Below are 26,177 nucleotides of genomic sequence, written 5' to 3'. Positions count from 1 at the left end.
GCTGGCGCGGTGGGTGGGCTGCGGCCTGCTGAGTTCGGTCGGTTGCACGGCTCCCTCGCCGAGATCGGTCGGTTGCCGTGAGATCGGTCAATCAAACGACCGATCTCGTGGCAACCGACCGATCTCGTGCGAGCGACGTGGCACCTGACCGAATCGCCCGCGCCCTCAGTTCCCACGGCCGGCACGGTCAGCGCAGCCCGCGCTCAAGGTCCGCAGCTCACCCCTGCGTACGAGGCCACCAGCTCACGGGTCGTGGGCTCGCCGTCGACGTCACCGGTGACCCGCACTGTGACCGCCCCGGCGTCGACCTGCCCAGCCCGGGTGGCGAAGGACTGGTAGGCGGCCCTGCCCGGCTCGACGCCCGTCATCGAGCGCGTGCCGTACGGGGTGGTGAGCGTGACGTCGACCGGCCCGTCGTGGTCGTTCACCGCGCGCACGGCCAGCGTCGCGCTGCCGGCCAGGCACCGCGCCTCGGCCGTGACCGCCACGGCGGGATCGGACGGCCCGGTGCCCGGGTCGTCGGCGATGACCCGCCACTCGGTGGCGGCGACCGCGGAGAACTGCGTGCCGTCACCGTTCGCGTGGACCGTCGCCCGCAGGCGTGAGGTCGTGACCGGCCCGAACGTCATCCGGTTGAACTGGCTGGTGCTCGTGCCGGCCGCCGACGGGTCGGGTACGGGCGCCCACTCCTGCGCGGTCTCGTCCCAGTACGACAGCTCCCAGGAGTCGGGCGGGGCCACGCCCACGCCGGTGCCCTGCGGCTGGTCGGCCCAGAACCTGATCTCGGCCGCGGTGAGCCGGATCGGCCGGGGCCAGTCGTACCGGACCCACTGGGTGGCCGGATGGTCGCCCGACCACGTACCCCAGAGCTGCGCCTGCGGCGGGTTCGCGGGGTCCAGCCCGTCGTTGAGCGCGAGCACGGAGTTCCAGCCCGCCGTGTACGACGCCGTCGGCGTCGCCAGGGCCGCGACGTTCCCGGTGAGCGGCCCGCTGATATCGGCGGGGATGCTGATCGTCCGAGCGGCTTCGGCATTGCCCGCCCGGTCGACGGCGCGGTAGCGCACCTCGTGCCGGTCGGTGCCGCCGGCGGTCACCGGCCCGTCGTACGGCTCGAACCCGCCGCCGTCCACCGCTACCTCGATGCGCGCGACGCCGGACGCTGCGTCGGAAGCTGTCACCGTGACCGCCCGGGTCCGCTCGTCGAGCGTGGCGGTGCTGCGCGGCGGCGTGCCGTCGATGCGGACATCGAGGGAGGCCTCCGTCGAGGAGTTTCCGGCGCGGTCGGCCGCCGTCGCCCTGACCGTGTGCTCGCCGTCGCCCGTCACCTCCACGTCGGTGTACCGGACGGGATCGGTGACCACGGGCTCGGCGTCGTCGACCGACGTGGTGAGGACCACGCGCCCGCCGCCGTCGTCCGTGCCGGAGACCCGGGCGCGGACCGCCGAGCGGAACCAGCCGCCGGTGCCGGCGCTGCCGATCGGGGTGATCGCCACCTCCGGAGGTGTCTCGTCCCCGGAGGTGTCCGCGGGATCGACGACGGTCACCGTCCCCGTGACCCGTCCCGCGGCGTAGCCGAGCATCGAGCCCTGAACGGTGAGCTCGCCCGGCTGGGCGACGTCCTCGGGCGTGAGCGCGTCCCAGTAGGCGGGCACCTGGAGGGTGTGCCCGCCCGGGTAGGTCGCGGCGACGGTGCCGGGCAGCTCGGTCTCGCCGACCTCGACGGTCATCCGCCCGGGCGTCACGCTCTCCGGCTGCTCAGCCAGCACCTTCCACTCCTCGACGGCGATACCCGAGTAGGTGGAGCCGTTGGTGGACGCGTCGAAGACCGCCCGGACCTGTGTGGTGGTCACCGGGTCGAACGACGTCGGCTGGAAGCCCGACGTGCCGGTCGGGTAGCCGTCGGCCCCTGGTACGTCGGCCCAGGCGCCGTCGTCCCAGTACTGGATGCGCCACGACGTCGGGGCGGCCACACCCACGCCGGAGCCCTGCGGCTGGTCGTTCCAGAACTTGATCTGCGAACCGGAGACGCGCACGGGCTGGTCCCACGTGTACTGCACCCACTGCTGGGGCGGGTTGTTCCCGGTCCAGGTGCCCCACATGTCCGGCGGCAGCGGGTTGGGCCGCACGAGCTCGTCGTTGAGCGCCTTGACCCAGTACTGCGTCGGCACGGGATCGTTCGAGACGGTGACGCGCGCCTCCTGCGCGACGTTCGCGCGCGGCGTGCGGTCCGGCTCCCTGACCGGCGTGGTCGTCACCGGGAGCATCCGCGGCGGGCTCTGCGTGTCGTCCCACTCGACGCGGTCGATGGCCACCGACCGCCGGAAGTGGTTGCCACCCTCGGCGTCGGCCGTGTGATAGGCGATCCACCACTCGCCGTTCAGCTCGACGATGCCGGGATGGCTGGTGGTCGACGAGACGGGCGGGAGCACCGTGCCCCGGTAGGTCCACGGGCCCTCGGCCGACGGCGCCGTCGCGTACGCGATGCACGCGTGGTAGTTCGCGGGCGTGCATTGGCTGGTCGGGCCCGCGTTGTTTCCCGCGTACGCCAGGTAGTAGGTGCCGTTGCGCTCGAAGAGCCAGGGCGCCTCGAAGAACCCCGTGAGGCCCGTGACGGTCCGGACGCCGTCGACCGGCGTCTTCATGTCCTGCGCCAGCTCGACCTGACGCAGGTTGCCGAAGCTGCCCCAGTACATGTGGACGCGACGGGCGTCGCCGGTGCCGTCCACCAGCACGGTCGGGTCGATGTTGTGGATGGTGTTGGGCGTGGGGAGCCGCTGGGAGACGATGGGCCCGCCCGCGTGGTCGGTCCAGGGGCCGGTGGGGGAGTCGGAGACGGCGACGCCGATGCCGAACTTGTCGCCCGCCGGGCTCGCCGCCTCGTGCACGGGGACGTACCAGTAGTACCGGCCGTCGACGCCCTGCTGGACCTCGCCCGCGTAGGCGCGCCCCGGCGTCGCCCATGAGAAGACGTCCTCCGGGCGCATCAGGGACGGGTGGTGGGTCCACTGGCCGGCGTCGACGTCAGCGGTCACGAGCGCGCCCCACTCGTTCATGATGAAGTCGTTGCGCGTGGGGCCCGCCTCGTCATGGCCCGTGTAGACGTAGAGCTGGTCCGCGCCGGTGTCGTTGCCCGGTGCTCCCGCCGGGACGACCAGCGGGGCCGGGTCCGCCGAGTAGTAGCTGCCGTCGGCGAGGATCGGGTTCTCCGTGCTCGTGAAGCTGACGGGGTCCGCGGCCTGTTCGGCGGCCTGGGCCGCGGGGGCCGCGGGGACCGTGAACCCCGTGGCAAGCACTGCTGCCAGGATTCCCGCCGCTACCGGTCTTCCCCCGTCGATCTGTCTTGTGCGTGTCTGTCTCATGCGCGTTCTCCTGTCGTGGCACCTCGTCGTGGCACTGCCGCACTGACGCGCCGACCATCGCACAGCGGAGAGCCCTCAACAATGGGTTTCGGTCTTTTTCGGCGTGCAGATGCGCCATCAGGGTGATCATCAACCGAAAACACCGAAAACCATTGCCGGGGCCCGGAGGTGATGCTTCACTGGTCGGCGCCGGGCTCCTCGATGGCGAGCGAGCCGGCGGAACCACCTGGCGGACGCAAGCGAGCCGGGGTGGGGAGCGCAGCGATGCGCGGCCTCCGCCCGAGCGGCCACCGTCCGTCCGACTGCCTGGCCGTCGACGGAGAGGACATGTGATGTCGGGACGAACACGAAAGGGCGCGGTAGCGGCTACCGCCGTGGCGGCGCTGGTCGCGTGCGGGAGCGTGGCGCTGCTGCCGCCCACCGCGTACGCGGCCTCGCCGGTGCTGCCGGGGAACGAGGCCGACGTCGGCGTCTACACCGACGGGCTCGCGGACTCCCTGGACATCGGCGACCCGGTGTACCGCAACCTGGACGCCGTGGACGCCGCGCTCGACCCCGGCGTCCCGTTCACCGCGGACAGCATGTACCAGTCGATCTTCGACGCCGACGTCGCGGCCGGTGGCACCGACTTCTACCTCGACCGGGTGCTGGGCGTGACGGGGACGGCGGGCAACTCGGTGCTCCAGACCCGCGGCCGCACGCTCTACCTGCGGGGCGCGAGCGGGACGGCCTGGAACACCATGGGCTTCGCGGGCAACGCCTACGCGGGCGGGCCGAACGACCTCGGGAACTTCTACACGATCACCGTGCCGGGGCAGACCGTGAGCGAGGTGGGCACCGCCCGGTTCAACGCGCCGAGCCACGCGAAGGCCCGGTACACGATCGGCTCCACCGGCGTGACCGCCGACCTGCGCAAGCTGATCACCTACGACAACACCGCGCTGTCCGCGGTCACCTTCACCAACCCCGGCACGAGCGCCGTCACGTTCACCGTGCGCGCCGCGTCGCCGATCGCCCGGGCCGCCGCGGACGCCGCCGACGAGCTGACCGGCACCCGCACCCTGACCAGCGGCGCGAACAACGGGCTGGTCGACACCCCGTGGTCGACCGTGACGGTCGGCCTGAAGGCCGAGGGCTTCGCCCGCAACGGCACCAGCCTGGACCGCGAGGTGACCGTCCCGGCGGGCGGGTCGGTGGACCTGTCGGTCGTCGGCTCCCTGTACTCCGCCGCCCTGCCCGACGGCGAGGAGCAGCTCCGCGACTACGCGGGCATGGCGCCCGGCGCGGCGTTCCGGGCCGGCGTCACCGCGTTCAACGAGCGCTGGGCCGCCGACATCCCGTACATCGACGTGCCCGACCCGGCCGTCGAGAAGGCGATCGTCTACCGGTGGTGGGGCGAGCGGTACAACAGCCTGGACGCGAACGAGCCGGGCTACGTCTACCAGTACCCGACGACCATCGAGGGCGTGAACCTGTACCAGAACTCGGTGGTGCTCACGCAGCCGATGCACCTGCAGGACACCAAGTGGATCCGCAACCCGTACCTCGCGTACGGCCAGGTCCTGAACGTCGGCGAGCTGTCCGGGTCGTCGGCCTTCCTCGACAGCCCGGGGCACACCAGCTGGAACAACCACTACTCCCAGTACCTCGGCACGGCGGGGCTGGAGGCGTACAACGTGCACGGCGGCGGACCGGACGTCGCCGAGCGGTTCGCCCGCTACTTCGAGCAGGACGGCGTGGGCCAGCTCGAGCACTACGACGGCAACGACGACGGCCTGATCGCCTACGACACCAACTACATGCCCGGCAACGACGCCGACGCGATCAGCTTCGGCTACCCCCGCGCCAACGCCGGCGCCCCGGGCGCCCGCACCATCGAGCGGCCCGAGTCGGCGTACGTCTGGGGTGCGTTCGACGCCGCGAGCAAGCTCTACGAGATCGCCGGCGCGGACCCGGCGCGCGTGACGAGCACGGCCGCCCAGGCGGACCGCATCCAGCAGGCGGTGCTCGACAACCTCTGGAGCGAGGCGACGCAGATGTTCCTCGCCGGCACGTCGCACGGGGCGACGTCGGCGGCGTCGTCGGGCGGCAGCGCCAACCCGCTGCCCGAGGCGGAGCGGGACCTGATCCCCGCCAAGGAGTCCAACCTCTACGACGTCTACGCGCAGAACCTGATCCCGGCGGACGAGTGGGAGACGTACGTCGACGGGTTCCGGTTCCTGCGCTACGGCGACAACTTCCCGGTGTTCCCGTTCTACACGGCCAACCAGTACGACCGGTCGAAGTTCGCCATCGGCGGCTCCAACAACTTCTCGAACATCAACTTCACTGTCCAGTACCGGGGCGTGCGCTCCGCGCTGCGGCACTACGACCCCGAGCAGCGCTACATCACGCCGGAGTACGCGGCCAAGCTGCTCGACTGGATGGCGTGGAGCATCTACCCGAACGGTGACGCACGCGTCGCCAACCAGGCCGAGTACTACTCGGGCTGGAACGCGCAGACGCAGACCTACAACCGCAACAACCCCAACCACGTGATGCTCGGCAACATGAGCTACATCTTCGTCGAGGACATGGGCGGCCTCCAGCCCCGTTCCGACGACATGATCGAGCTCTCGCCGATCGACCTCGGCTACGAGCACTTCATGGTGAACAACCTCCGGTACCACGGCCACGACGTCACGGTCGTCTGGGACCCGGACGGCACGCACTACGGCCTCGGCGCCGGCTACTCGCTGTTCGTCGACGGGGACCGCAAGGCGTCCGCGGAGCGCATCGGCTCCTTCGTGTACGACCCGGCCGCCAACGAGGTGGTCTCCGCGGACGCGGGCATCGGCGCCGTCGTCGTCGCCGACCAGGGCGCCGACCTGCCCGCTGCGGTGGACACCCCCATCGAGGACGAGCGTGTCGTGTCGTACCTGAGGACGGCGGGGATCGACCTCACCGGGGATGCCGTCAACCTCGCGGAGGGCGCGACGCTCAGCTCGTCCGCCACCCAGGAGGGCGCCCGCCCGACGCCGTGGCGCAACTTCCACACCCCTGGCTTCTCCAGCGGCTCGATGAACTACACGCCCGGCGCCATCGCCACGACCGAGCGGCCCGTGTCCCTGGACGCTGTGACCGACGGCGTCACGGCGAACGAGCCCTACTGGGGCAACTACGGGACCGACGGCGACACCGGCCACGTGGAGCTCGATCTCGGCGAGCCGGTGGCGGTCGACAACGTCAAGGTCTGGTTCGTCGACGACCGGCAGGACGCCGGGTACGCCCCGCCGCAGCGCTACTCGGTCCAGGTGCCGGACGGCGACGGCGGCTGGACGGCGGTCCCGGGGCAGGCCAAGGCGCCCAAGGTGCCCGGGCCCAAGACGAACGAGGCGCTGTTCCCGACCGCCACCACCGACCGGGTCCGGGTGGCGTTCACCAATGCGCCAGGCCGCTGGACGGCGATCTCCGAGGTCCAGGTGTTCGACTCGGGCCGGGAGGTGCCGCCGGTCGAGAACGACCCGCCGGCGGTCACAGCGACCTCGGACGACAGCGCGGACGGCAACCTGTCCACCCTGCTGGTGGCCACTGCCACCGACGACGGCATCCCGGAGGACGGCGAGCTCACCTACGGCTGGGAGACCGTCTCGGCCCCTGAGGGCGCGGGCGTGATCTTCGCCGACGACGCAGCGCTCACCACCCGGGTGACCGGCACCGCCGCGGGGGAGTACGTGTTCCGCTTCCGTGCGACGGACGGGGAGCTCACCACCACCCGGGACGTCACGGTAACCCTCGCCGAACGCGAGACGTCCGCCGAGTTCGGGCGGCTCGCCACCATCACGACGAGCGGCGCCTCGCCGTGGGAGAACCCGCTGCGTGTCAACGCTGAATCGACGCCGGCGAGCTCGGCCCCCGGCGCGGGCAACGGCTGGGGCACCTGGGGCCAGGCGCAGAACGGCACCAGCGTGGGAACGGCCGCCTGGATCCGGTACGCGTGGAACGCCCCGGTCCGGGTCAGCTCCACGGACATCTACTGGTACGACGACAACGGCGGCGTCCGCACCCCGCGAGCCGACACGTACGCGGTCGAGTACACATCGGACGGCAGCACCTGGAGCCCGGTCACCCTCGCGGACGGGTCCACGTACAGCGGTGCGCTCGCCAAGAACACCTACAACCACCTCGCGTTCGAGCCCGTGGAGGCCAGCGCGCTCCGCATCAGGGTCTGGGGCGTGCAGACCGGCGGCGCCGGGACCGGCGTCCTGCGCTGGCGCGTGAACGGCGACACGGTGGACTCGGTGGCGAGCCCCGTGGTCATGCGCACCACCACCGGCGTCGTCCCGGAGCTGCCCGGTGGGCTCGACGTCGTCTACTCGGGCGGCACGCGCGGGACCCTGCCCTTCACCTGGCAGGAGATCACGCCCGCGATGGTGGCCGAGACCAACGTCGAGCCGTTCACGGTCTACGGCACCAACTCGGAGTACGGCCTGATCGCCGAGGCCCAGGTGTACGTGCGGCCGGAGACGGCCCAGGACGGCATCGCCATCCAGGGCGCGGAGCAGTTCGAACGGACCGTCGACGTCGGCGAGCTGCCCCACCTGCCCACGCGCGTGGCCGTGTCGTACAACGACGGGTCCCGCGACAACCAGGCGATCGGCGTCGAGTGGGACTTCGACGAGGTGGTGGTCCAGCGGCCGGGCGTGCACGTCATCACCGGGCAGCTCGTGCTGCCCGACTACGTGAGCGAGGCGGGGACCACGCAGACCACGCTCACGCTCACCGTGCTCGGCGACCCCGCCGAGGGGCCCGTGGTCACCGCGACCGCCGAACCACGCTGCCTGGCCGGGCGGGCGACCCTCGCGGTCCGGGCGGTGAACGACGAGGACGGCCCGATCGACGTCGCTCTCACCAGCACGTACGGCACCAAGGAGTTCACCGGCGTCGCCCCCGGCGCGGCGGCTTACCAGTCGTTCGTCACGCGCTCGACGGCGGTCGCGGCCGGGTCGGTCACGGTCACGGCGTCCGACGACGCCGGGGCCACCTCCGAGATCAGCGTCGAGTACCCCGCGCTCACGTGCGGCTGACGGAAGGGAGCACCATGCACAGCGAACCCGAGACCACACCGCGGAGCACCGCGTTCTCTCGCCGGTCGCTGCTCCGCCTCGGAGCAGCCGGCTTCGCCGGGGGCGTCGTCGCCCTCGGGCTCCCCGCCGGGGCGGCTACTGCCGCCCCGGCGGGGGCCGGACCGGCCGCCGTCGCGCGGCTGCCCCGCCGCTACCTGCGGCTCCTGGACCGGACGGCGGCGTCCGACCGCTGGCTCGCCGCGCCGTTTCCGCTCGCCGACGTGACCCTCGCGCCGAGCGTCGCCACCCGGTCGCAGGACCAGCTCCTGCACCTGCTGCGGGTATACCCGGTCGACCGGGTGCTCGCGGTCTTCCGCCGCAACGCCGGCCTCGACACCCGGGGCGCCAACCCGCCGGGCGGCTGGGAGGGCTTCGGCCACGCGAACGAGCAGCCCTGGGGACCCGACGACTATCCCGGCCGGGCCAACGTCCAGACCGCCAACCTGCTGCGCGGCCACTACGGCGGCCACTTCCTGTCGGCGCTCTCGCTCGCGTGGGCCTCGACGGGCGAGCAGGTGTTCAAGGACAAGGTCGACGAGCTGGTGGCCGGGCTGGGCGAGGTCCAGGCGGCGCTCGCCGCGATGGGCCGGTTCACGCACCCTGGCTTCCTCGCCGCCTACGGCGAGTGGCAGTTCAGCCAGCTCGAGAAGTACGCCCCGTACGGCGAGATCTGGGCGCCCTACTACACGTGCCACAAGATCATGGCCGGGCTGCGGGACGCCTACCAGCTCGCGGACAGCGACCGGGCGCTGGAGATCCTGGCGCCCATGGCGGACTGGGTCTCCGGCCGGCTCGACCCGCTGCCCGCCGACCAGCTCACGCGGATGTGGGGCATCTACATCGCCGGCGAGTACGGCGGCATGAACGAGGTGCTGTGCGACCTCGCGGCGATCACCGGAGAGGACCGGTACCTGGCGACCGCCCGGAAGTTCGACCTGACCCCGCTGGTCGACGCCTGCGCGGCGGGCACCGACACCCTCAACGGCAAGCACGCCAACCAGCATATCCCGCAGTTCCCCGGCTACCTCAAGGCGTACGAGCAGACGGGGGAGCAGCGGTACCTCGACGCCGTCACGGGGTTCTGGGGAATGGTCGTACCCGGCCGCACGTACGCGCACGGCGGCCACGGGGAGGGCGAGCTGTTCGGCCCGCCCGGAACCGTCGCGGGCGACATCGGGGCACGCAACGCCGAGACGTGTGGCACGTACAACATGCTCAAGCTGTCCCGCCAGCTGTACCTGCACACGCTCGACCCGAAGTACCTGGAGTACTACGAGCGCGGCCTGCTCAACCACGTAGTGGGCTCCAAACGGAACACGCGGTCCGACACGAGCCCTGACGTCACCTACATGTACGGCGTGAACCCCGGCACCCGCCGCGAGTACGGCAACACCGGTACCTGCTGCGGCGGCACCGGACTGGAGAACCACGTCAAGTACGCCGACACCGTGTACCTGCGGTCGGCGGACGGGACGGCGCTGCACGTGAACCTCTACCTCGCCTCGACGCTGGACTGGCCCGAGCGCGGGCTCCGGGTGGTGCAGGAGACGGAGTACCCGAAGGCCGGTTCCACCCGCCTGACGTTCGAGGGCTCCGGCGAGCTCGACCTGCGGCTGCGGGTGCCCGGCTGGGTGCGCAAGGGCTTCACGGTCCGGGTCAACGACGTGGTTCAGGACCTGGAGGCGGTCCCGGGCACGTACGTCAGCATCGCCCGCACCTGGGCGTCCGGCGACGTGGTCGACGTCGACATGCCGTTCAGCGTCCGGGCGGTGCCGACCATCGACGACCCGGCGGTGCAGAGCATCGAGTGGGGACCGACCGTCCTGCTCGTCCGCGACCCCTCGACGAGCTACCTCGACATCTCCCTCTACGGCCACATGGGCCTGGACGGCACCCTGGAGCGCGCGTTCGAGGCCACCGGCGACGGGTACTTCCGGCTCGGGGACCGCGTCCTCGAACCCGCGTGGTCGGGCGACCACACGACGTACCACATGTACGTGCGCCGCTCGGAGCCGCGCGTCGTGTTCGCCGGCCTCGACAGCGGGGTGGTGAACGCCGCCCGCCCGGACGGGACCACCCTGCTCGACGCCGTCTGGGCCGACGGCGGGTTCGCCACCCGGGCGGACTTCCTCGCTCATGTCCAGGCGGTCACCGAACGGTTCACCACCGAGGGCCTGATCAGCCGGCGCGACGCCCAGCGCGTCCTGCTCACCGCCGGGAAGGCGAGGATGGCATGACCACGACACACAGGACCGGGAGGCGAATCGTCGCCGTCCTCGGTGCGCTGGTCATCGCCCTGACCGGCATCGGCCCGGCCGCGGCCGCCGAGCCCGCGAACGTCGCGACCCTCGCCACCCCGACCGCGAGCTACACCGCCTCCTGGAACCGCGTCACGTCCGTGAACGACGGCGGGGGCGTCAGCAGCGGCGGCTCCCACGAGGACACCTGGGCGACCTGGGGCGAGGACCCGCGCCCCGCGACCCAGTGGCTCGAGTACACGTGGGAGGTGCCAGTCCGGGTCGACCGGTCGGTCCTGCGGTTCTGGTCGGACGGGACGGAGCCCAACGGCGACAACGTGCGCGTACCCGGCTCCTGGACCATCCAGTACTGGGACCAGGCCACCGGCGCGTTCGCCGACCTGCCCGGGGCGAGCGGCTTCCCGACCGACCGCCTGGGCCTCAACGAGACCACCTTCGAACCCGTCTCGACCACCCGGCTGCGCGCGACGTTCCAGGCGCTCGCGGGCGGCGCGGACAGCACGTACTCGGCGGTCGGGGTCTCCGAGTGGGAGGTCTGGGGAACCGGCGGCGTCGTCGATCCGGATCCGGAGGACCCGTTCGGCCCGATCGACCACACGCCGGTGCACATCCCGACCCCGGTCGGCGTGCTGCCCGAGCTGCCGGGGCAGCTCGACGCCGTCTACGCGGACGGGCGGGTCGTGCGTGTCCCGGTGACCTGGGCGCCTGTCGCGGCCGACGACGTCGCCGAACCCGGCTCGTTCGAGGTCACCGGCACGTCGCCCGACCTGGTGGAGCCCGTCACGGGCACCGTGTACGTGCGCGACGGCGAACCCGGCCCCGTCGTCGCGATCGACAACGTCGCCGTGGTCACCGTCGCGGGCACCGAGCCGGTGCTCCCGCCGTCGGTCACCGCGGAGTACGACGACGGGTCGCGGGACAGCCGCATCCCGGTCACCTGGGACGACGTCTCCGCCGGCGACTACGCGGAGGCCGGCGGTCTGTTCTTCGTCGCGGGCGCGGTCGAGGGCACCGACGTGGCGGCCGAGGCCGTCGTGTTCGTCCTGGAGCCGGACACCGCGGAGGACACGTCCCCGCCGTCGGTCACCCTGACTGCCGAGCCCGCGGCGGCGCCGTCGGGCTGGTTCGTGCAGCCCGTCACCGTCACCGTACGGGCGAGCGACAACCGCGACCCGGACCCGCTCGTCGAGGTGGTGATCGACGGCGGCGACCCGGCCCCGTACACCGGGCCGTTCACCCTGGACGACGACGGGACGCACACCGTGCGCGTGCTCGCGACGGACGCCGCGGGCAACGTCGGCGAGGCGGAACGGGACCTGCGGGTGGACACCACCGCCCCCGTGACCACCGCGAACGTCGAGAACCTCGGTTCGAGCGTCGAGATCACGCTCGCGGCCGACGACGGCGACGGCTCCGGCGTGGACCGGATCCAGTGGGAGGGCCCGGGGACGTTCTGGGGCACCTACACCGGACCGTTCACGCGGGCGCTCACGGACTCCGAGCAGGTCATCGAGTTCGCGGCCACTGACGTCGCGGGCAACCCGGAGGAGCGCAGGTCGCTGACGCTGCCCGCCGCCGGCGCCGAGCTGCCGGTGACCGCTGAGGCCTCCGCCCGCTGCGTGGCGGGCCGTGTGCATGTCGCGGTGCGGGCGACCAACGGCTCGGAGATTCCCGTCGACGTCGTCCTGACGACCGAGCACGGGTCGCGCGACGTGGCCGGCGTGAAGCCCGGGGCGAGCGCGTACCAGTCGTTCGCCACTCGGGTCGCCTCGGTCCCCGAGGGCACCGCTTCGGTGACCGCCACGGGCACCGTCGGCGGCGAGGAGGTCACCGTCCGGCACGACCTCGCGCTCGCGGCCCTGTCCTGTGCCTGAGCAACCACCAAGAAGACACGAAGGCTTGACGAGAAGAGACGAGACGAGATGATGAACAGCCGAACCACCCAGCGGATCGCAGCGGCAGCGGCGGGTATGGCCGTCGCGGCGACGGTCGGTGGCCTCGCCACCACCGCGGCGGCCGCCGACGACCCCACCGGCGTCGACCTGTCCGTGACCATCGAGGACAACACGCCGGGCGCCCTGAGCATGTCGGTGGCACCCAACGACGGTGTGGTCCTCTCCGAGGAGGGCTCAGACGCCGAGGCCCGGCAGTTCGTGGGCACCCTGCCCACGGTGACCGTCGCCGACACGCGGGACGCCGGGGAGATCCCGGAGGGCGCCTACTGGGCGGTGGTCGGCCAGGCGAGCGAGTTCACCGCGGAGGGACGCGCGCCGATCGGGCCCGAGTACCTCGGCTGGGCGCCGCGCCTGCTGACCCCGTCGCCCTCGGGCGACGTGGCGGCGGGCGAGCCGGTCTCCAGCGTCCTCCCTGACGGTTCGGGCGGCGCCGCCGTCGGCCTCGAGGGGCAGGAGCTGCTGCTGTCCACGTGGGCCGCGGGTGTGGAGGCGGGCCCGTGGGACGTGACGGCGGACCTCACGCTGCGCACGCCCGCGGACGTGCCCCCGGGCGAGTACTCCTCGGTCCTGACCCTCTCCCTCTTCGAGGGCTGACCACCTGTCAGACGCTCGGCGAGGTGTCAGACGCTCAGGTCACCCGGGTGACCTGAGCGTCTGACACCTCGCCGAGCGTCTGACAGGTCATTGCCGGGCGTGCCGACGCCGCACCCGGCTTCCCGTTCGACGGACACCCCAGAAAGGCCCGTACATGCGCATCCCCACGGTGATCAGGGCGGTCGTCGCCCTCGCCGCCATGGCGCTGGTCGCCCCGGCCCCGGCAGTGGCGTCGGCACCTGCTTCCGCGGTCGGCCCCGCCGCCGTCCCCGCCGTCTCAGCGCAAGCGGAGGACGGCGACCGCATCACCTGGTCCGTCGTGCCCGCCGACGCGTCGGGTCCCGACGGGCGCCGGGTCGTCGACCTGGAGCTCGAACCCGGCGAGCGCGCCGTCGACCACGTGGCGGTGAGCAACCACTCCGCGACAGAGGTGACGTTCGCGCTGTCGGCCAACGACGGGTACCTGACCGAACGCGGCAGCTTCGACATGCGGCCGGCCTCCGTCCCGCCCATCGACGGCGGCGCGTGGATCACCGTGGCGGACGAGGTGGTGGTCGGCCCGGGGGAGACCGAGGTGGTGCCGTTCGAGGTGGTGGCACCCGCCGACGCCGTGCCCGGCGACCACCCGGCCGGCGTCGCGGCGTCCGTGCGCTCGGGCGGGGAGATGCAGGTCGACTCCCGGGTGGGGGTCCGCGTGAACCTTCGGACGCCGGGGGAGGTGGCCGCCGCGCTGGACGCCGAGCTGCTCGACGTGTCGTACGCGCAGGGGTCCGGCCTGTTCGGGCCGGGGGAGGTCGTGGTGCGGTACGCGGTGGTCAACCAGGGCACCGTCGCGCTGCGCGCCTCGGCCGCAGTCCGTGCGGACAGCCGGTTCGGCGGTCCGGACGCGTCCACCGCGCCGGGGGACGCGCTCGAGGTGCTGCCCGGCGGCCGGCGCGAGGTCACGGCCCGGGTGCCCGGGGTCTGGCCGCTCGGGCCGTTCGGCGTCGAGACGGTGGTGCGCGGGGCGGTCCCCGACGGCGGCCCGGACGTGGCGGCGCCGGCGGACGTACCGCTCAGCGGCACCACATGGGCGCTGCCGCTGCCGCACCTCCTGCTCCTGCTCGTCCTCGCACTCGTCGCATGGGCCGCACGCAGGGCGCTGCGTGCACGCCGGGCCAGGCTCGACCGCCTGATCGAGCGGGCCCGCGCCGAGGGCCGTGCCGAGGCCCTGGCGGCACCCGGCCGCACGAGCTGATCACCTGGCAAAACGCTCGACGGTCCTCCCTTGTCGCCGTAATTCACCCTGCTAGTGTCGGGGCGATCGTGTGAGCCAGAACGGACCGCGAGGAGGCGGTGATGACCGAGATCGAACCGGTCTACGGGGCGGGCACCCTGCTCCTGATTGCGGCGGCTGCGGTCGCCTTGCTCCTGTTCCTGATCATCCGGCTCAAGATGCACGCGTTCGTCGCGCTCGTGCTCGTCAGCCTGCTCACCGCGGTGGCGGCTGGAATCCCGATCGCGGACGTCCCGGACGCGCTGCTGAGCGGGTTCAGCGGGACGCTGGGCTCGGTGGCCCTGCTGGTCGGCTTCGGCGTCATGGTCGGCAGGCTGCTGGAGACCACCGGCGGCGCCCAGGTCCTGGCCGACACCCTGATCGCCCGGTTCGGCGAGAAGCACGCGCCGCTCGCGCTCGGCGTCGCCGCGCTCATCTTCGGCTTCCCGATCTTCTTCGACGCCGGCCTCGTGGTCTTCCTGCCGATCATCTTCACCGTCGCGCGCCGGTTCGGGGGCGGCATCCTCCGGTACGGGCTGCCCACGGCCGGGGCGTTCGCCGTCATGCACGCCGTGGTGCCACCGCACCCCGGGCCGGTCGCCGCCGCCGACCTGATGGAAGGGAACATCGGCCTCACGCTCCTCCTGGGCGTGCCGGTCGCGGTCGCCGCCTGGTTCCTCGGCGTCCACTACGTGGCCCGTTACCTGAGCGCGCGGTACGTCATCGACATCCCGACCGCCGTGTTCGGCCAGATGAACGGCGGCAGGGACCAGGACGCCGCCGGAGACGGGGGCACCGGAGCGGGCGGTGCGCCGACGGCCACCGCCACCCAGGCGCCGCCGCGGTTCGGCACGGTCCTGTTCATCCTGTTGCTGCCGCTGGTGCTGATCTCGCTCAACACGGTGGTCAGCACGCTGGTCACGGCGGGCATCGTCCCCGAGGGCGCCGTCTGGGCGAACGCCCTGACCCTGGTCGGCCAGACCCCGATCGCCCTGCTCATCACCGTCCTGGTCGCGCTCGCGATGCTGTCGCGTGGCCGGTTCTCGATGGGCCAGGCCACCGGCATCCTGGACGACGCCCTCGGCCCGATCTGCTCGATCATCCTGATCACCGGCGCCGGCGGCATGTTCGGCGGCGTGCTGCGCGCCAGCGGCATCGGCTCGGCGCTCACCGAGGCGCTGTCCGACCTGGGCATGCCGATCCTCCTGCAGGCGTTCTTCATCGCGACGGTGCTGCGCGTCGCCCAGGGCTCCGCGACGGTCGCCCTGACGACGACGGCCGGGCTGATCTCGGCGCAGGTGGTCGCGGAGGGCCTGAGCGACGTGAAGATCACGCTCCTGGTCTTCGCCGTGGCGGCCGGGGCAACCGTCCTGTCGCACGTCAACGACTCGGGGTTCTGGCTCGTGAGCAGGTTCTTCGGTATGGACGTCAAGACGACGCTCAAGACCTGGACCGTCTTGGAGACCACTCTCGGTCTCGCCATCTTCCTGATCGCCGCGCTGCTCTGGCTCGTGACCGGATGAGCGCGCCCCGGCACATAGTGGTCATGGGCGTCACGGCGACCGGCAAGACGACGGTCGGCCGCGCGCTCGCCTCGGCGCTCGGCGGCGTGTTCGTCGAGGGCGACGCGTTCCACCCGGCCGCGAACATCGAGAAGATGTCGGCGGGGATCCCCCTGGACGACGACGACCGGCGCCCGTGGCTGCGCTCGCTCGCCGACGAGATCGCCCGGCTCGACGCCGCGGGCGAGATCTCGGTGACCGCCTGCTCCGCGCTGCGCCGGGTGTACCGCGACTGGCTGCGCGAGGGTCATCCCGGGCTGTTCTTCGTGCACCTCGACTCGACGTTCGAGGTGCTGATCGACAGGATGAGGCGCCGTACCCACTTCATGCCGCCGTCCCTGCTGCAGTCCCAGCTCGACACGCTGGAGCCGCTGGAGCCGGACGAGGCGGGCGTCGTCGTCGACGACACACCGCCGGCCGACGTCGTGATCGCGACCAGCCTCGCCGCCGTCCGGGCGGGGTGACGCTTCCCGGAGACCCGGTTGCCTACAGCGCGAACTCCTCCGGGGGCCAGCCGCCGGGGACGGGCTGCTGGAGCGGCGACGGGAACGTCACGGGCAGCCGGGCGGGGAAGCGCATCCACGGGCTGGTCGCCCACTCGACCTTGTCGGGGTCGCCGACCAGAGTGACCTGCAGGCGCTGCAGCAGCTCTGCGACGGCGATCCGCGCGATGACCCGCCCGAGACGCGGCGCGGGGCACCGGTGCGGACCGGCGCCGAACGACAGGTAGGCCCGGTTGCCCACGGTGTCCCAGGGGTCGGCGCTCTGGACCTGCGAGTCGTGGTTGGCCGCGTGCACACCGACGATCACCGCCGCCCCGCGCTCGATCAGCTTGTCGCCGATCGTCACGTCGCGTGTGGCGAACCGCGGCATGAGGTTGGGGTTCGTCGTCGAGCGCCACAGCACCTCGTCGAGGGCGTCGTCGATGTGCAGCCGGCCCCCGGAGACCCGGTGGGAGAAGCGCGAGTCGCTCAGCACCAGCGCGAGCGTCTGCGCGATCCAGGCCAGCAGCGACTCGTTGGCCGCCAGCGTGATGGCGGTCAGGGTCTGTGCCCGTTCCAGATCGCTCTCGAAATTGTCGTGCACGGCCAGGATCCCCGCGATGTCGCGGGTGCCGAGCGCCCTGCTGTGGGCGATGTGCCCGGTGACGATCTCCAGCAGCTCGACGGTTCGCTCGCGCGCCGCGGCGCCGGACTCGAAGATCGCCCGCGTGATCTCCTGGAGGCGCTGGGCCTGTCCCGGTTCGAGCCCGTCGAGCTCGGACAGGACGAGGAACGGGACGACCGCCGCGTACTCGGCGACCAGGTCCGCGCGGCCGCGGTCCTCGAAGCGGTCGATGAGCATCCCGCACAGCCTGCGCGTGATCGCGCCCGCCCGGGCCTCGTCGACCTGACCCAGCGCGTCGTCGACGGGTGGCCGCATGCGGGCGTGCTTGGCGCCGTCGGCGTCGGCGAGCGTCGGTTTCGGGGCGCGGGGGAGCACCAGATGGAGCGCCGACTGCGGGCCGAGCAGGTTCTCGGCGTGCCCGTGCCAGATCGACGGGTCCTTGATGAAGGTGCGGTCGTCCCGCAGCACACCCACCGCCTCGTCGTGGCCGAGCACGAGCCAGGCCGGCACGCCCGGCTCCAGGTCCACCGGCGCGACCGTTCCCCACCGGAGCCGCAGCCGTTCGTATACCTCGCTGGCGTCGGCGGCCGCCGTCGTCTCCACGAGGAGCGTGCGGTCACTGACGTCACCCAGCCGTACCAGCGGGCCCGACGGCGGTCGTGCGGTCACGATTCCCCTCTCGACGACAGCCCGGCGCGACGGTGTGACGCCGAGCACAGGCACTCGCTTCGGATGCTAGTGGACGGAGGCTCCGGATTGGCAAGACAGCTCCGTCACGATCCGGTCGGGCCGGTGCCCGGCGGCTTGTCGGCACCCGCCGGTATGGGCAGGATGTGCGCCATGCCCCAGGCCACGCCACTGCTTCGACTCCTCAACGTGCTGCTCGCACCCGGTATGCGCACCCGCAAGGACCCGGACGCCGTCTTCGAGCGGCTGCTCCAGGAGGTCCAGGAAGGACGCGTCCCGCTCGGCGCCGACGACCTCGCCGCGCTCGACGGGCTGCGGCTGCTCCTCGCCGACCACGCCGCCAACCCCGACCTGAGCGGCATGGGCTGGATGAGCACCCAGCAGCAGATCCGGGAGCGGCTGGACAACCGCGCGGTGGTCCGCGACATCCAGGCGAAGCACCCCGAGGTGCGCGACGAGCCGGTGACGGCGCCGGTGTTCGTCGTCGGCCTGCCGCGGACCGGGACCACGCTCACGTACAACCTGATCTCGCGCAGTCCCGGCAACCGCGGCCCCAAGCTGTGGGAGATGACCAACCTCGGCCTGCCGCGTCCGGAGGCGGAGCGCGAGAAGCTGATCGCGCAGGCCCGCAAGCGGTTCGCGACGGTGGCGAAGCTCAGCCCCGCGTGGGCGCACCTGCACCCGCTGGTCGCCGACAGCGAGGAGGAGGACTTCATGCTGCGCGCCCACACGGAGATGTTCGCGACGTGGGGGCCCGCGCCGCGCTACCTGGACTACGTGGCGGACGCCGACCTCACCGCAGACTTCCTCTTCCTCCGGGATGCCCTGCAGGTCATCGCGGCGGGCGAGGCGCCGGACCGCTGGGTCCTCAAGCACCCGATGGACCTGTGGCGGCTGCCGGAGATCCTGCGCGCCTTCCCGGACGCACGGTTCGTCTGGACGCACCGCGCGCCCGGGGCCGCCGTCGCCTCGGGCTGCTCGATGGCCGAGGCGACGCACACGATGTACATCAAGCCGGGCCGGATCGACCTGGCCCGGATCGGGCAGGAGTGGCTGGGTATCTCCGCGGGCGGGGTCGAGCGCGCGATCAAGCTGCGGGAGCAGCTCCCCGACTCCACTGTGGTCGACGTCCTCTACGACGACCTGCTCGCGGACCCGAAGACGGTGCTGCGCGGGGTCTTCGACCGGCTGGACCTGACGTGGGGTGAGCAGGACGACGCGAACCTTGCCGCATCGCTCGACCGCACGGGTCACCGCCCGCACGCCTACACGCTGGAACGCTACGCCTTGACGGAGGCGAAGGTGGCGGAGGCGTTCGCGTCGTACAACCTCCCGCCCTCAACCCTCTGATCAAACTGTTGAGTGCGTGATATTTGCCCTCCTGACAGCGTCAGAAGGGCAAATATCACGCACTCAACGAGGGGTCAGCGGGCGGCCGGGCCCGGCGGAAACTCCGGGCGCTCGAAGGCGTCGCGGATGCGGAGGCGGATCGTCGCCTCCAGCGCCTGGAGCTTCTTCGAGGCGCCGCGCTCGGTCACGTCGGAGATGTCGGTGACCACGTAGCCGATGTCGCCGCGCGTGGCGAGCATCTGGCCCTCGATGTTGGCGCCGTGGTCGGCGAAGATCTGGTTCACCGTGGCCAGCACGCCGGGCACGTTGCGGTGCAGCAGCTTGATCCGGCCGACGCCCGTGTGCTCGAGCTGCAGGTTCGGCAGGTTGACGCTGAGCATCGTCGAGCCGGTCATCACGTAGTCGCTGAGCTTCTTGGCCACGAACTGGCCGATCGCCTCCTGCGCCTCCTCCGTGGAGCCGCCGACGTGCGGCGTGAGGATCACGTTGGGCAGGTTGCGCAGCACCGACTCGAAGGCGTCGCCCCGCTTCTTGGGCTCCTCCGGGAAGACGTCGACCGCGGCGCCCGACAGGTGTCCGGACGTGATGTGCTCGGCCAGCGAGTCGACGTCGACGACGAACCCGCGGCACAGGTTGAGGAAGATCGCGCCCTGCTTCATGCGGGCGAACTGCTTCTCGCCGAACAGCCCGGCGTTGCCCGAGCGGCCGTCGACGTGCAGCGTCACGATGTCGGCGGTCTCGAGGAGCTCGTCGAGCGTCTCCGCGCGGCGGGCGTTGCCGAGCGCCAGCTTCTCGGCGGTGTCGTAGAAGATCACCGACATGCCCAGGTTCTCGGCGAGCACGGAGAGCTGCGAGCCGATGTTGCCGTAGCCGATGATGCCGAGCGTGCGGCCGCGCACCTCGTGCGACCCCTCGGCGGACTTGTCCCAGACACCGGCGTGCAGGGCGCGGTCGCGCTCCGTCATCCGGCGGGTCAGGGAGATGATCTCGGCGATGGCCAGCTCCACCACCGACCGGGTGTTGGAGAACGGCGCGTTGAACACCGCGACGCCGCGGTTCGCCGCGGCGGTCAGGTTGATCTGGTTCGTGCCGATGCTGAAGGCGCCCACGCCGACGAGGCTCGTCGCCTCGGCCAGGACGCGCGCCGTCACCTCGGTCTTGGACCGGATACCCAGGAGGTGGACGCCGTCGAGCGCTGCGATCAGCTCGTCCTCGTCGAGGGCTCCCTTGCGGTAGTCGACCTCGTACCCGGCCGATTCCAGGATCGGGACGGAGGTGGGGTGGACGTTCTCGAGGAGAAGGGCTCGCTGCACGCACCCATGGTGCGCCAGGCACACGGGAACCAACAAACGCACGACCCCCACGTCCCGCCCACTGGGACGGATTCGCCGAAGTAGAGCGCTCGTCCCCTTCTGCGTCCGGCGAACCGTCCGCAGTCTGGACAAGCGCTCTACTTCGGCGAAGCTGTCAGAACCCCTCCGGGAGGTTCCTCGTGTGCACCACTACCAGGCGCTGGGTCGGGCGGGTCATCGCCACGTAGAGGTCGCTCGTCGCGCCGGCCCCCTCGGCGATGGCGGCCGGCTCCACCAGCACCACCGCGTCGAACTCCAGGCCCTTGGTCTGCCGCGGCGCGAGCACCGGGACCTGCGCGTCCTCCGGGCGCTGCGCCGCCAGCCGGGCGGCCTCGGCGGCGCCGACGGCCTCGGGCAGGGCCGCGGCGACGGCCTCGGCCAGCCGCGCGACGCCGGCCGTTGGCGCCACGACCGCCACGCGCCCGGCGTCCGGCCCCACGAGCTCCTTGACGAGGGCGAGCGCCTGGGCGACCACCGCGTCGTCGTCCGGCAGGCCGTCGGGGCCCGGCGCGGTCCGTACGGCGGTGAGGGAACCCTCGACGTCGCGCGCCGCACGCAGCTCCGACACCGGCAGCCCGGCCGCCCGCGCGACGGCCTGGGCCGTGTCGGCGACCGTCGACGGTGTGCGGTAGGAGACGGTCAGCTCGGCGAGCCGCCAGCCGTCGTGCAGCAGCGGCGTGAGCATGCGGTCCCAGTTGCGCGCACCCGCCGCGGACGACGTCTGGGCGACGTCGCCGACGATCGTCATCGAGCGGGTGGGCACCCGGCGTACGAGCGACCGCCAGGCCATGGGGGAGAGCTCCTGCGCCTCGTCGACGACCACGTGGCCGTAGGTCCAGGCGCGGTCGCCCGCTGCGCGCTCGGCGGTGGTCAGCGACGGACCGCTCGCGGCGAAGCGGGAGGCGAGCATCTCGGCGTCCACCAGGCCGTCGCCCGCGCCCGTCGAGGACAGCACGGTGCGGGCGTACTCGATCTCCCGGGCCTGCTCGGCCTCGCGGTTGCGGGCCTCGGCCAGCGCCACGGAGTCGTCCTCCCCGAGCAGCTCGTACGCCTCGTCGAGGATCGGCACGTCGGACTCCGTCCACGGCGCGCCGGCGTCCCGGAACAGCAGACGCCGCTCGCGCGCGGTCAGCTCCGGCGCTGCCTCGGCGAGCCGGTGCGGCTTCGAGTACAGGTCCCTGACCAGCTTCTCCGGAGTGATCGGCAGCCAGGCGATGTTGAGCGCCACGCGGACCGTGCGGTCCGAGCGCAGGTCCTCGAACACCGAGGAGCGGTCCTCGCCCGACAGGAGCCCGCCCGTGAAGTCGCGGTACTGGTCGGTGAGGCGGTCGAGCATGTCGCGCACGAACGCGCCGCGGGCCAGGTTGTGCGGCTTGTGCGTACGGCGGGCGCGGGCGATCGCGTCGCTGATGTCCTTGGGGCGGATCACGAAGTCGTGCCCCTCCACCCGCACCGGCGTCTCGTGCTCCGGCACGCGCTCCCGCGCCCGCACGGCGCGGCGGATGATCTTGCGCCACAGGAGCAGACCCTTGAGCCGGGCTATCTGCCCCTCGTCGACGGCGGTCGCCCGGATGCCGGGGATGAGGTCGCCGACCGTCGTCGACACGACGCCGGTCTCGCCCAGCGACGGCAGCACCTGGTCGATGTAGCGCAGGAACGCACTGGACGGGCCCACCACCAGCACGCCCGAGCGCTCGAGCAGCCGCCGGTGCGCGTACAGGAGGTAGGCGGCGCGGTGCAGCGCCACCGCCGTCTTGCCCGTGCCCGGGCCGCCCTGGACCACGAGCGCGCCCGAGAGGTCGGAGCGGATGATGCGGTCCTGCTCGGCCTGGATGGTCGCCACGATGTCGGACATCCGGCCGGTACGGCCCTGGGCCATCGCGGCGAGCAGCGCGCCCTCGCCGGACAGCGCGTCGGGGTCGATCTCGGCGTCGAGGTCGAGCACCTCGTCCTCCAGGCCGGTCACCGACCGGCCCTTCGTCACCAGGTGCCGACGCCGGTGCACGTCACCCGGGTGCAGCGCCGTGGCCCGATAGAACGCCTCGGCCGCCGGGGCGCGCCAGTCGGTGAGCATCGAGCGGTGCTCGACGTCGGTCAGCCCGATGCGCCCGACGTACCGTGTGGCGCCGTCGGCCAGGTCGAGACGGCCGAAGACCAGCCGGTCCTCCACCGCGTCGAGCTGTGCGGCCCGGTCCTCGTAGAGGGTTGCGAAAGCGTCCCGCTCGCTGCGGTTCTGGTGCGTACCGCTGGCGCCCGCCAGGCGGACCCCCCGCAGGCGGTCCGCCGTGGTGCCCCGAAGGGTGTCCAGACGGACGTACATCGTGTCGACGACTGCCTGCTCGTGGGCGAGCTCGCCCGCGATTCCCGTCACGCCATACCTCCGTGGTTCACCAGCGAAAAAACCTCGGTCAGAATCAACCGGCCGACCATTATCGCCCACCTCTCGGCCTGTCCGCTGACACAGCGTCATCTCGCTGGATAGGATCGCCGCCATGGCACTGGGCGGGGCAGGTTCTGCGGGGCCCGGGAGCGGGCGCGGACCCGAGGTGCGCCCGGCCTGGATCGACGGTCCCATCTCGGTCCTGCTCGTCGAGGACGACGACGCGGACGCCTTCCTGGTGAGCGAGCTGCTCGCCGACGCCGACGTCGAGGCGGACCTGCGCGCCGAGCTGCACCGGGCGCGGTCCGTCGACGAGGCGCTCGGGGTGCTCTCGATGGTCGCGGTGGACTGCCTGCTCCTCGACCTGGGCCTGCCCGACGCCGAAGGGCTGGGCGCCCTGCGCCGGGTCATCGACGGCATCGACGTCCTGCCCGTCCAGCCCGCCGTCGTGGTGCTGACCGGAAACACCTCGCACGACCTCGGCGCCGCCGCCGTCGCCAACGGCGCCGACGACTACCTGGTCAAGGGCGAGGTGGACGGCGACGCGCTCGCCCGCTGCCTGCGCTACGCGACGCTGCGCCGCCGGTCCGCCGCCCAGCAGATCGCGCTGTACCGCAGCGAGGTGCGCGCCGCCGAGACCACCCGGCTGGAGCGCGCGCTGCTGCCCAAGGAGCTGGTCACCGACGAGAAGGTCTCGGTCATGGTCGGCTACCTGCCCGGCGGGAACGGGCTGCTCGGGGGCGACTTCTTCGACACGGTGGAGCGTCCCGACGGCACGCTCGTCACGGTCATCGGCGACGTGGCGGGGCACGGCCCCGACGAGGCGGCGCTCGGTGCCGCCATGCGCACCGCGTGGCGCACGCTGGTGCTCGCGGACACCCCCGCCGACAACGTGCTGCCGCTCCTCGAGCGCGTGCTCCTCGCGGAGCGGGGCCGTCCGGAGGTGTTCGTCACGATCTGCCAGGCGGTGATCTCGCCGGACCGCTCACGCATGGACGTCTACCTCGCCGGCCACCTGCCGCCGCTGCTGGTGGTGCCCCGGACCTCCACCGACTCCGCGGCGCAGGTGACGCACCACTGCGAGGAGCTGCCCTCGGTGCGGCGGGGCCGCGCCCTGGGTATCCCGGTGGACGGCGGCTGGTCGGCGCACACCGTCGAGCTGCCCGAGGTGTGGACCGCAGTGCTCTACACGGACGGGCTCGTCGAGGCGGCGGTCGGGGCCGATCCGAAGGGCACGCCCGTCCTGGCGCCCAGTGCGCACGGACGCATGCCGCGGCTCGGGGCGCACGGCCTGCGCAGCGTCGTGGAGCGCGAGATGGACCAGGGCACCGACGAGGTGGTGACCCGCGTGCTGCGCCGCGTCCGTGAGCTGCACGGCGGCCCCCTCGTCGACGACGCCGCACTGCTCTTCGTCGGCTGGGCCGGCGCCGGGGCGACGGGGCCGCCGGAGCGGACGTCGACGCTCGCCGACTCGGTGGAGTGGTCGCGCGCATGACGCTGGTCCCGGACGAGCACCGGTTCACCGGTGTGTCCATGCGTCGCCGGCTCGCCCGGCTCCTGGGTGCGGTCGCTGCCATGCTCATCATCGCGCTCGCGGTGGCTGTGCTCGCCCTGGTCCAGTCGCGCAGCCTCGACGCCAGGGCCGACGGCCCGTACACCCGCGCGCTGGTCGACGGCGAGCGCGCCTCGCTCGCGCTGGGCGACGCCGAGGCCTCGCTGCGCGCCTACCGCGCGACGTGCGACGACGCGGCGCTCGAACCCTGGACCCGGGCGGTCGGGTCGAGCGGCCGCATCATGCTCCTGGCCGACGTCGAACGGCGCGAGCTCGCGTCCGACGCCGAGGTGGCGCTGGCCCACGAGGAGGCGGTACGCCGCACCGACGCCTGGTTCGAGGAGTACGCCGAGCCGGTGGTGGCTGCCGTCGAGGCGGCGCCGGCGGGCCAGATGGCGTGCCGGATGGAGCTGATCGGCACCGCGCCGGCATCTGCCGACGGCGAAGCGCTCTACGACAGCGCCCGCGTCGCCGTCGTGCGGTACCTGGCCGAGCTGGGCGCGCAGCGCGACGAGATCATGGAGACCCGGGCCGTCTGGGAGCAGCTCCTGCTGGGCGCGGTCGTGGCCCTGGTGCTGGTCGTGGTGCTCATGGGCACGATGATGTGGCTGGCCCTTGAGACCTGGGTCATCCGCCCGCTCACCACGCTCACCGCCGGCGTGCGGGTGGTGAGCAGCGGCGTGCTCGGCCGCGAGATCCGTCCGGTGGGTGCGGGGGAGGTCGCCCTGCTCGCCATGCACGTGGAGACGATGCGCCGCGAGCTGGTGCACCAGGTGGAGGAGATCCGGCTGTCGCACCAGGAGGTCGAGAACGCGCACGGCCTGCTCAGCGAGCAGGCGCGCGAGCTCGAGCGGTCCAACCGCGACCTCGAGCAGTTCGCCTACGTGGCCTCGCACGACCTCCAGGAGCCTCTGCGCAAGGTCGCGAGCTTCACCCAGCTCCTGCAGAAGCGGTACGGCGGCTCCCTCGACGACCGCGCCGACCAGTACATCGAGTTCGCCGTGGACGGCGCCAAGCGCATGCAGCGCCTCATCCAGGACCTGCTGAGCTTCTCGCGGGTGGGCCGGACCGGGGTGCCGCGCGAGGACGTGGAGCTCGAGGCGGTGCTGGCCGGCGCGCTGTCCGAGCTGTCCGAGCGGGTGGTGGAGACGCAGGCCGAGATCGTCCACGACCCGATGCCCGTCGTGCACGGTGAGCGTGCGCTGCTGCAGCAGCTGTTCGTCAACCTGGTGGGCAACTCGCTGAAGTTCCGCGACCCCGAACGGGCGCCCAAGGTGCGCATCGAGGTGCGGAGCATGCGCGCGCACTGGGAGATCTCCGTGGTCGACAACGGCATAGGCATCGACGCCCAGTACGCGGAGCGGGTCTTCATCATCTTCCAGCGGCTGCACCCGCGTGACGAGTACGCGGGCACCGGCATCGGCCTCTCGCTGGTCAAACGCATAGTCGAGTACCACAAGGGCCGCATCTGGATCGAGCCGGCGGCCGGCGGCGGCACCATGGTGCGGTTCACCCTCGCCAGGCGGCAGGGCCAGCCCGGCGGAGGGCGCCTTTCGACCGAACGTGCGCAGTCGACTACGCTCGGATGAGGCGGCCTGACCAGGGCCGACGGCGGGTCGCGACGACGGGTCCCGTTGTTGCCGAATCCAGGGGACAGGTAC

General features: G+C 72.3%; 14 protein-coding genes. 10 read left to right on the top strand and 4 right to left on the bottom strand.

From position 1 onward, the window contains the following. Positions 1-203: 203 nt before the first annotated feature. Positions 204-3,359, bottom strand: coding sequence for a family 43 glycosylhydrolase (locus ACFO6V_RS15730; RefSeq protein ID WP_377136796.1), 3,156 nt, complete (start codon positions 3,357-3,359; stop codon positions 204-206). A gap of 332 nt (positions 3,360-3,691) precedes the next feature. On the opposite strand from ACFO6V_RS15730, the gene ACFO6V_RS15725 reads away from it, so the two are divergent. The 7 genes from ACFO6V_RS15725 (at position 3,692) to ACFO6V_RS15695 (ending at position 16,552) form a co-directional block, all read left to right on the top strand. Then, a complete protein-coding gene (locus ACFO6V_RS15725) occupies positions 3,692-8,425 on the top strand; it encodes a galactose-binding domain-containing protein (protein ID WP_377136794.1) in 4,734 nt (1,577 codons plus the stop codon). Positions 8,426-8,439: 14 nt separating this feature from the next. Continuing rightward, a complete protein-coding gene (locus ACFO6V_RS15720) occupies positions 8,440-10,701 on the top strand; it encodes a glycoside hydrolase family 127 protein (protein WP_377136792.1) in 2,262 nt (753 codons plus the stop codon). Continuing rightward, positions 10,698-12,596, top strand: a complete 1,899-nt coding sequence (locus ACFO6V_RS15715) for an Ig-like domain-containing protein (protein WP_377136790.1) — start codon at positions 10,698-10,700, stop codon at positions 12,594-12,596. The genes ACFO6V_RS15720 and ACFO6V_RS15715 overlap by 4 nt, the downstream gene beginning before the upstream one ends. Positions 12,597-12,644: 48 nt before the next feature. Next, positions 12,645-13,271, top strand: coding sequence for a hypothetical protein (locus ACFO6V_RS15710; protein WP_377136789.1), 627 nt, complete (start codon positions 12,645-12,647; stop codon positions 13,269-13,271). A gap of 154 nt (positions 13,272-13,425) precedes the next feature. After that, positions 13,426-14,508 carry a hypothetical protein gene (locus tag ACFO6V_RS15705; protein ID WP_377136787.1) on the top strand — a complete coding sequence of 361 codons (1,083 nt, stop codon included), beginning with the start codon at positions 13,426-13,428 and terminating at the stop codon, positions 14,506-14,508. Positions 14,509-14,609: 101 nt separating this feature from the next. Next, complete coding sequence (locus ACFO6V_RS15700; RefSeq protein WP_377136786.1) at positions 14,610-16,049, top strand: GntP family permease; 1,440 nt, start codon at positions 14,610-14,612, stop codon at positions 16,047-16,049. Further along, on the top strand, positions 16,046-16,552 hold the full coding sequence (locus tag ACFO6V_RS15695) for a gluconokinase (protein WP_377136784.1): 507 nt from the start codon (positions 16,046-16,048) through the stop codon (positions 16,550-16,552). Before ACFO6V_RS15700 ends, ACFO6V_RS15695 begins: the two co-directional genes overlap by 4 nt. Positions 16,553-16,574: 22 nt before the next feature. Here the strand turns inward: ACFO6V_RS15695 and ACFO6V_RS15690 are convergent, their stop codons facing one another. Then, positions 16,575-17,864, bottom strand: a complete 1,290-nt coding sequence (locus ACFO6V_RS15690) for a cytochrome P450 (protein ID WP_377136782.1) — start codon at positions 17,862-17,864, stop codon at positions 16,575-16,577. A 171-nt stretch (positions 17,865-18,035) separates the two neighbouring features. Here ACFO6V_RS15690 and ACFO6V_RS15685 point away from each other — a divergent pair, with 171 nt between their 5' ends. Further along, a complete protein-coding gene (locus tag ACFO6V_RS15685) occupies positions 18,036-19,232 on the top strand; it encodes a sulfotransferase family protein (protein ID WP_377136781.1) in 1,197 nt (398 codons plus the stop codon). A gap of 74 nt (positions 19,233-19,306) precedes the next feature. On the opposite strand, the gene serA is transcribed toward ACFO6V_RS15685, so the two are convergent. Continuing rightward, the gene (gene serA / locus ACFO6V_RS15680) at positions 19,307-20,545 is read right to left on the bottom strand and encodes a phosphoglycerate dehydrogenase (RefSeq protein ID WP_377136780.1); all 1,239 of its coding nucleotides are present in this window, start codon (positions 20,543-20,545) and stop codon (positions 19,307-19,309) included. Positions 20,546-20,699: 154 nt separating this feature from the next. Continuing rightward, a complete protein-coding gene (locus ACFO6V_RS15675; RefSeq protein WP_377136778.1) occupies positions 20,700-22,955 on the bottom strand; it encodes a HelD family protein in 2,256 nt (751 codons plus the stop codon). 121 nt (positions 22,956-23,076) lie between these two features. Between ACFO6V_RS15675 and ACFO6V_RS15670 the strand changes: the two genes are divergently transcribed. Both ACFO6V_RS15670 and ACFO6V_RS15665 read left to right on the top strand, forming a co-directional pair. Next, on the top strand, positions 23,077-24,459 hold the full coding sequence (locus ACFO6V_RS15670; protein WP_377136776.1) for a PP2C family protein-serine/threonine phosphatase: 1,383 nt from the start codon (positions 23,077-23,079) through the stop codon (positions 24,457-24,459). After that, on the top strand, positions 24,456-26,105 hold the full coding sequence (locus ACFO6V_RS15665) for a sensor histidine kinase (protein ID WP_377136775.1): 1,650 nt from the start codon (positions 24,456-24,458) through the stop codon (positions 26,103-26,105). The genes ACFO6V_RS15670 and ACFO6V_RS15665 overlap by 4 nt, the downstream gene beginning before the upstream one ends. Positions 26,106-26,177: the final 72 nt, after the last annotated feature.

It is taken from the genome of Promicromonospora alba (genome assembly GCF_042654905.1).
Classification (GTDB): Bacteria; Actinomycetota; Actinomycetes; order Actinomycetales; family Cellulomonadaceae; genus Promicromonospora; species Promicromonospora alba.
This window is presented reverse-complemented; position numbering and strand designations above follow the sequence as displayed.

What these genes read in the sequence shown, in the direction of transcription:
- ACFO6V_RS15720 (WP_377136792.1), top strand. Translation starts at nt 8,440, where the DNA reads ATGCACAGCGAACCCGAGACCACACCGCGGAGCACCGCGTTCTCTCGC.
- ACFO6V_RS15700 (WP_377136786.1), top strand. Translation starts at nt 14,610, where the DNA reads ATGACCGAGATCGAACCGGTCTACGGGGCGGGCACCCTGCTCCTGATT.
- ACFO6V_RS15695 (WP_377136784.1), top strand. Translation starts at nt 16,046, where the DNA reads ATGAGCGCGCCCCGGCACATAGTGGTCATGGGCGTCACGGCGACCGGC.
- ACFO6V_RS15665 (WP_377136775.1), top strand. Translation starts at nt 24,456, where the DNA reads ATGACGCTGGTCCCGGACGAGCACCGGTTCACCGGTGTGTCCATGCGT.
- ACFO6V_RS15730 (WP_377136796.1), bottom strand. Translation starts at nt 3,359, where the DNA reads ATGAGACAGACACGCACAAGACAGATCGACGGGGGAAGACCGGTAGCG.
- ACFO6V_RS15670 (WP_377136776.1), top strand. Translation starts at nt 23,077, where the DNA reads ATGGCACTGGGCGGGGCAGGTTCTGCGGGGCCCGGGAGCGGGCGCGGA.
- ACFO6V_RS15725 (WP_377136794.1), top strand. Translation starts at nt 3,692, where the DNA reads ATGTCGGGACGAACACGAAAGGGCGCGGTAGCGGCTACCGCCGTGGCG.
- ACFO6V_RS15685 (WP_377136781.1), top strand. Translation starts at nt 18,036, where the DNA reads ATGCCCCAGGCCACGCCACTGCTTCGACTCCTCAACGTGCTGCTCGCA.
- ACFO6V_RS15705 (WP_377136787.1), top strand. Translation starts at nt 13,426, where the DNA reads ATGCGCATCCCCACGGTGATCAGGGCGGTCGTCGCCCTCGCCGCCATG.
- ACFO6V_RS15715 (WP_377136790.1), top strand. Translation starts at nt 10,698, where the DNA reads ATGACCACGACACACAGGACCGGGAGGCGAATCGTCGCCGTCCTCGGT.
- ACFO6V_RS15710 (WP_377136789.1), top strand. Translation starts at nt 12,645, where the DNA reads ATGATGAACAGCCGAACCACCCAGCGGATCGCAGCGGCAGCGGCGGGT.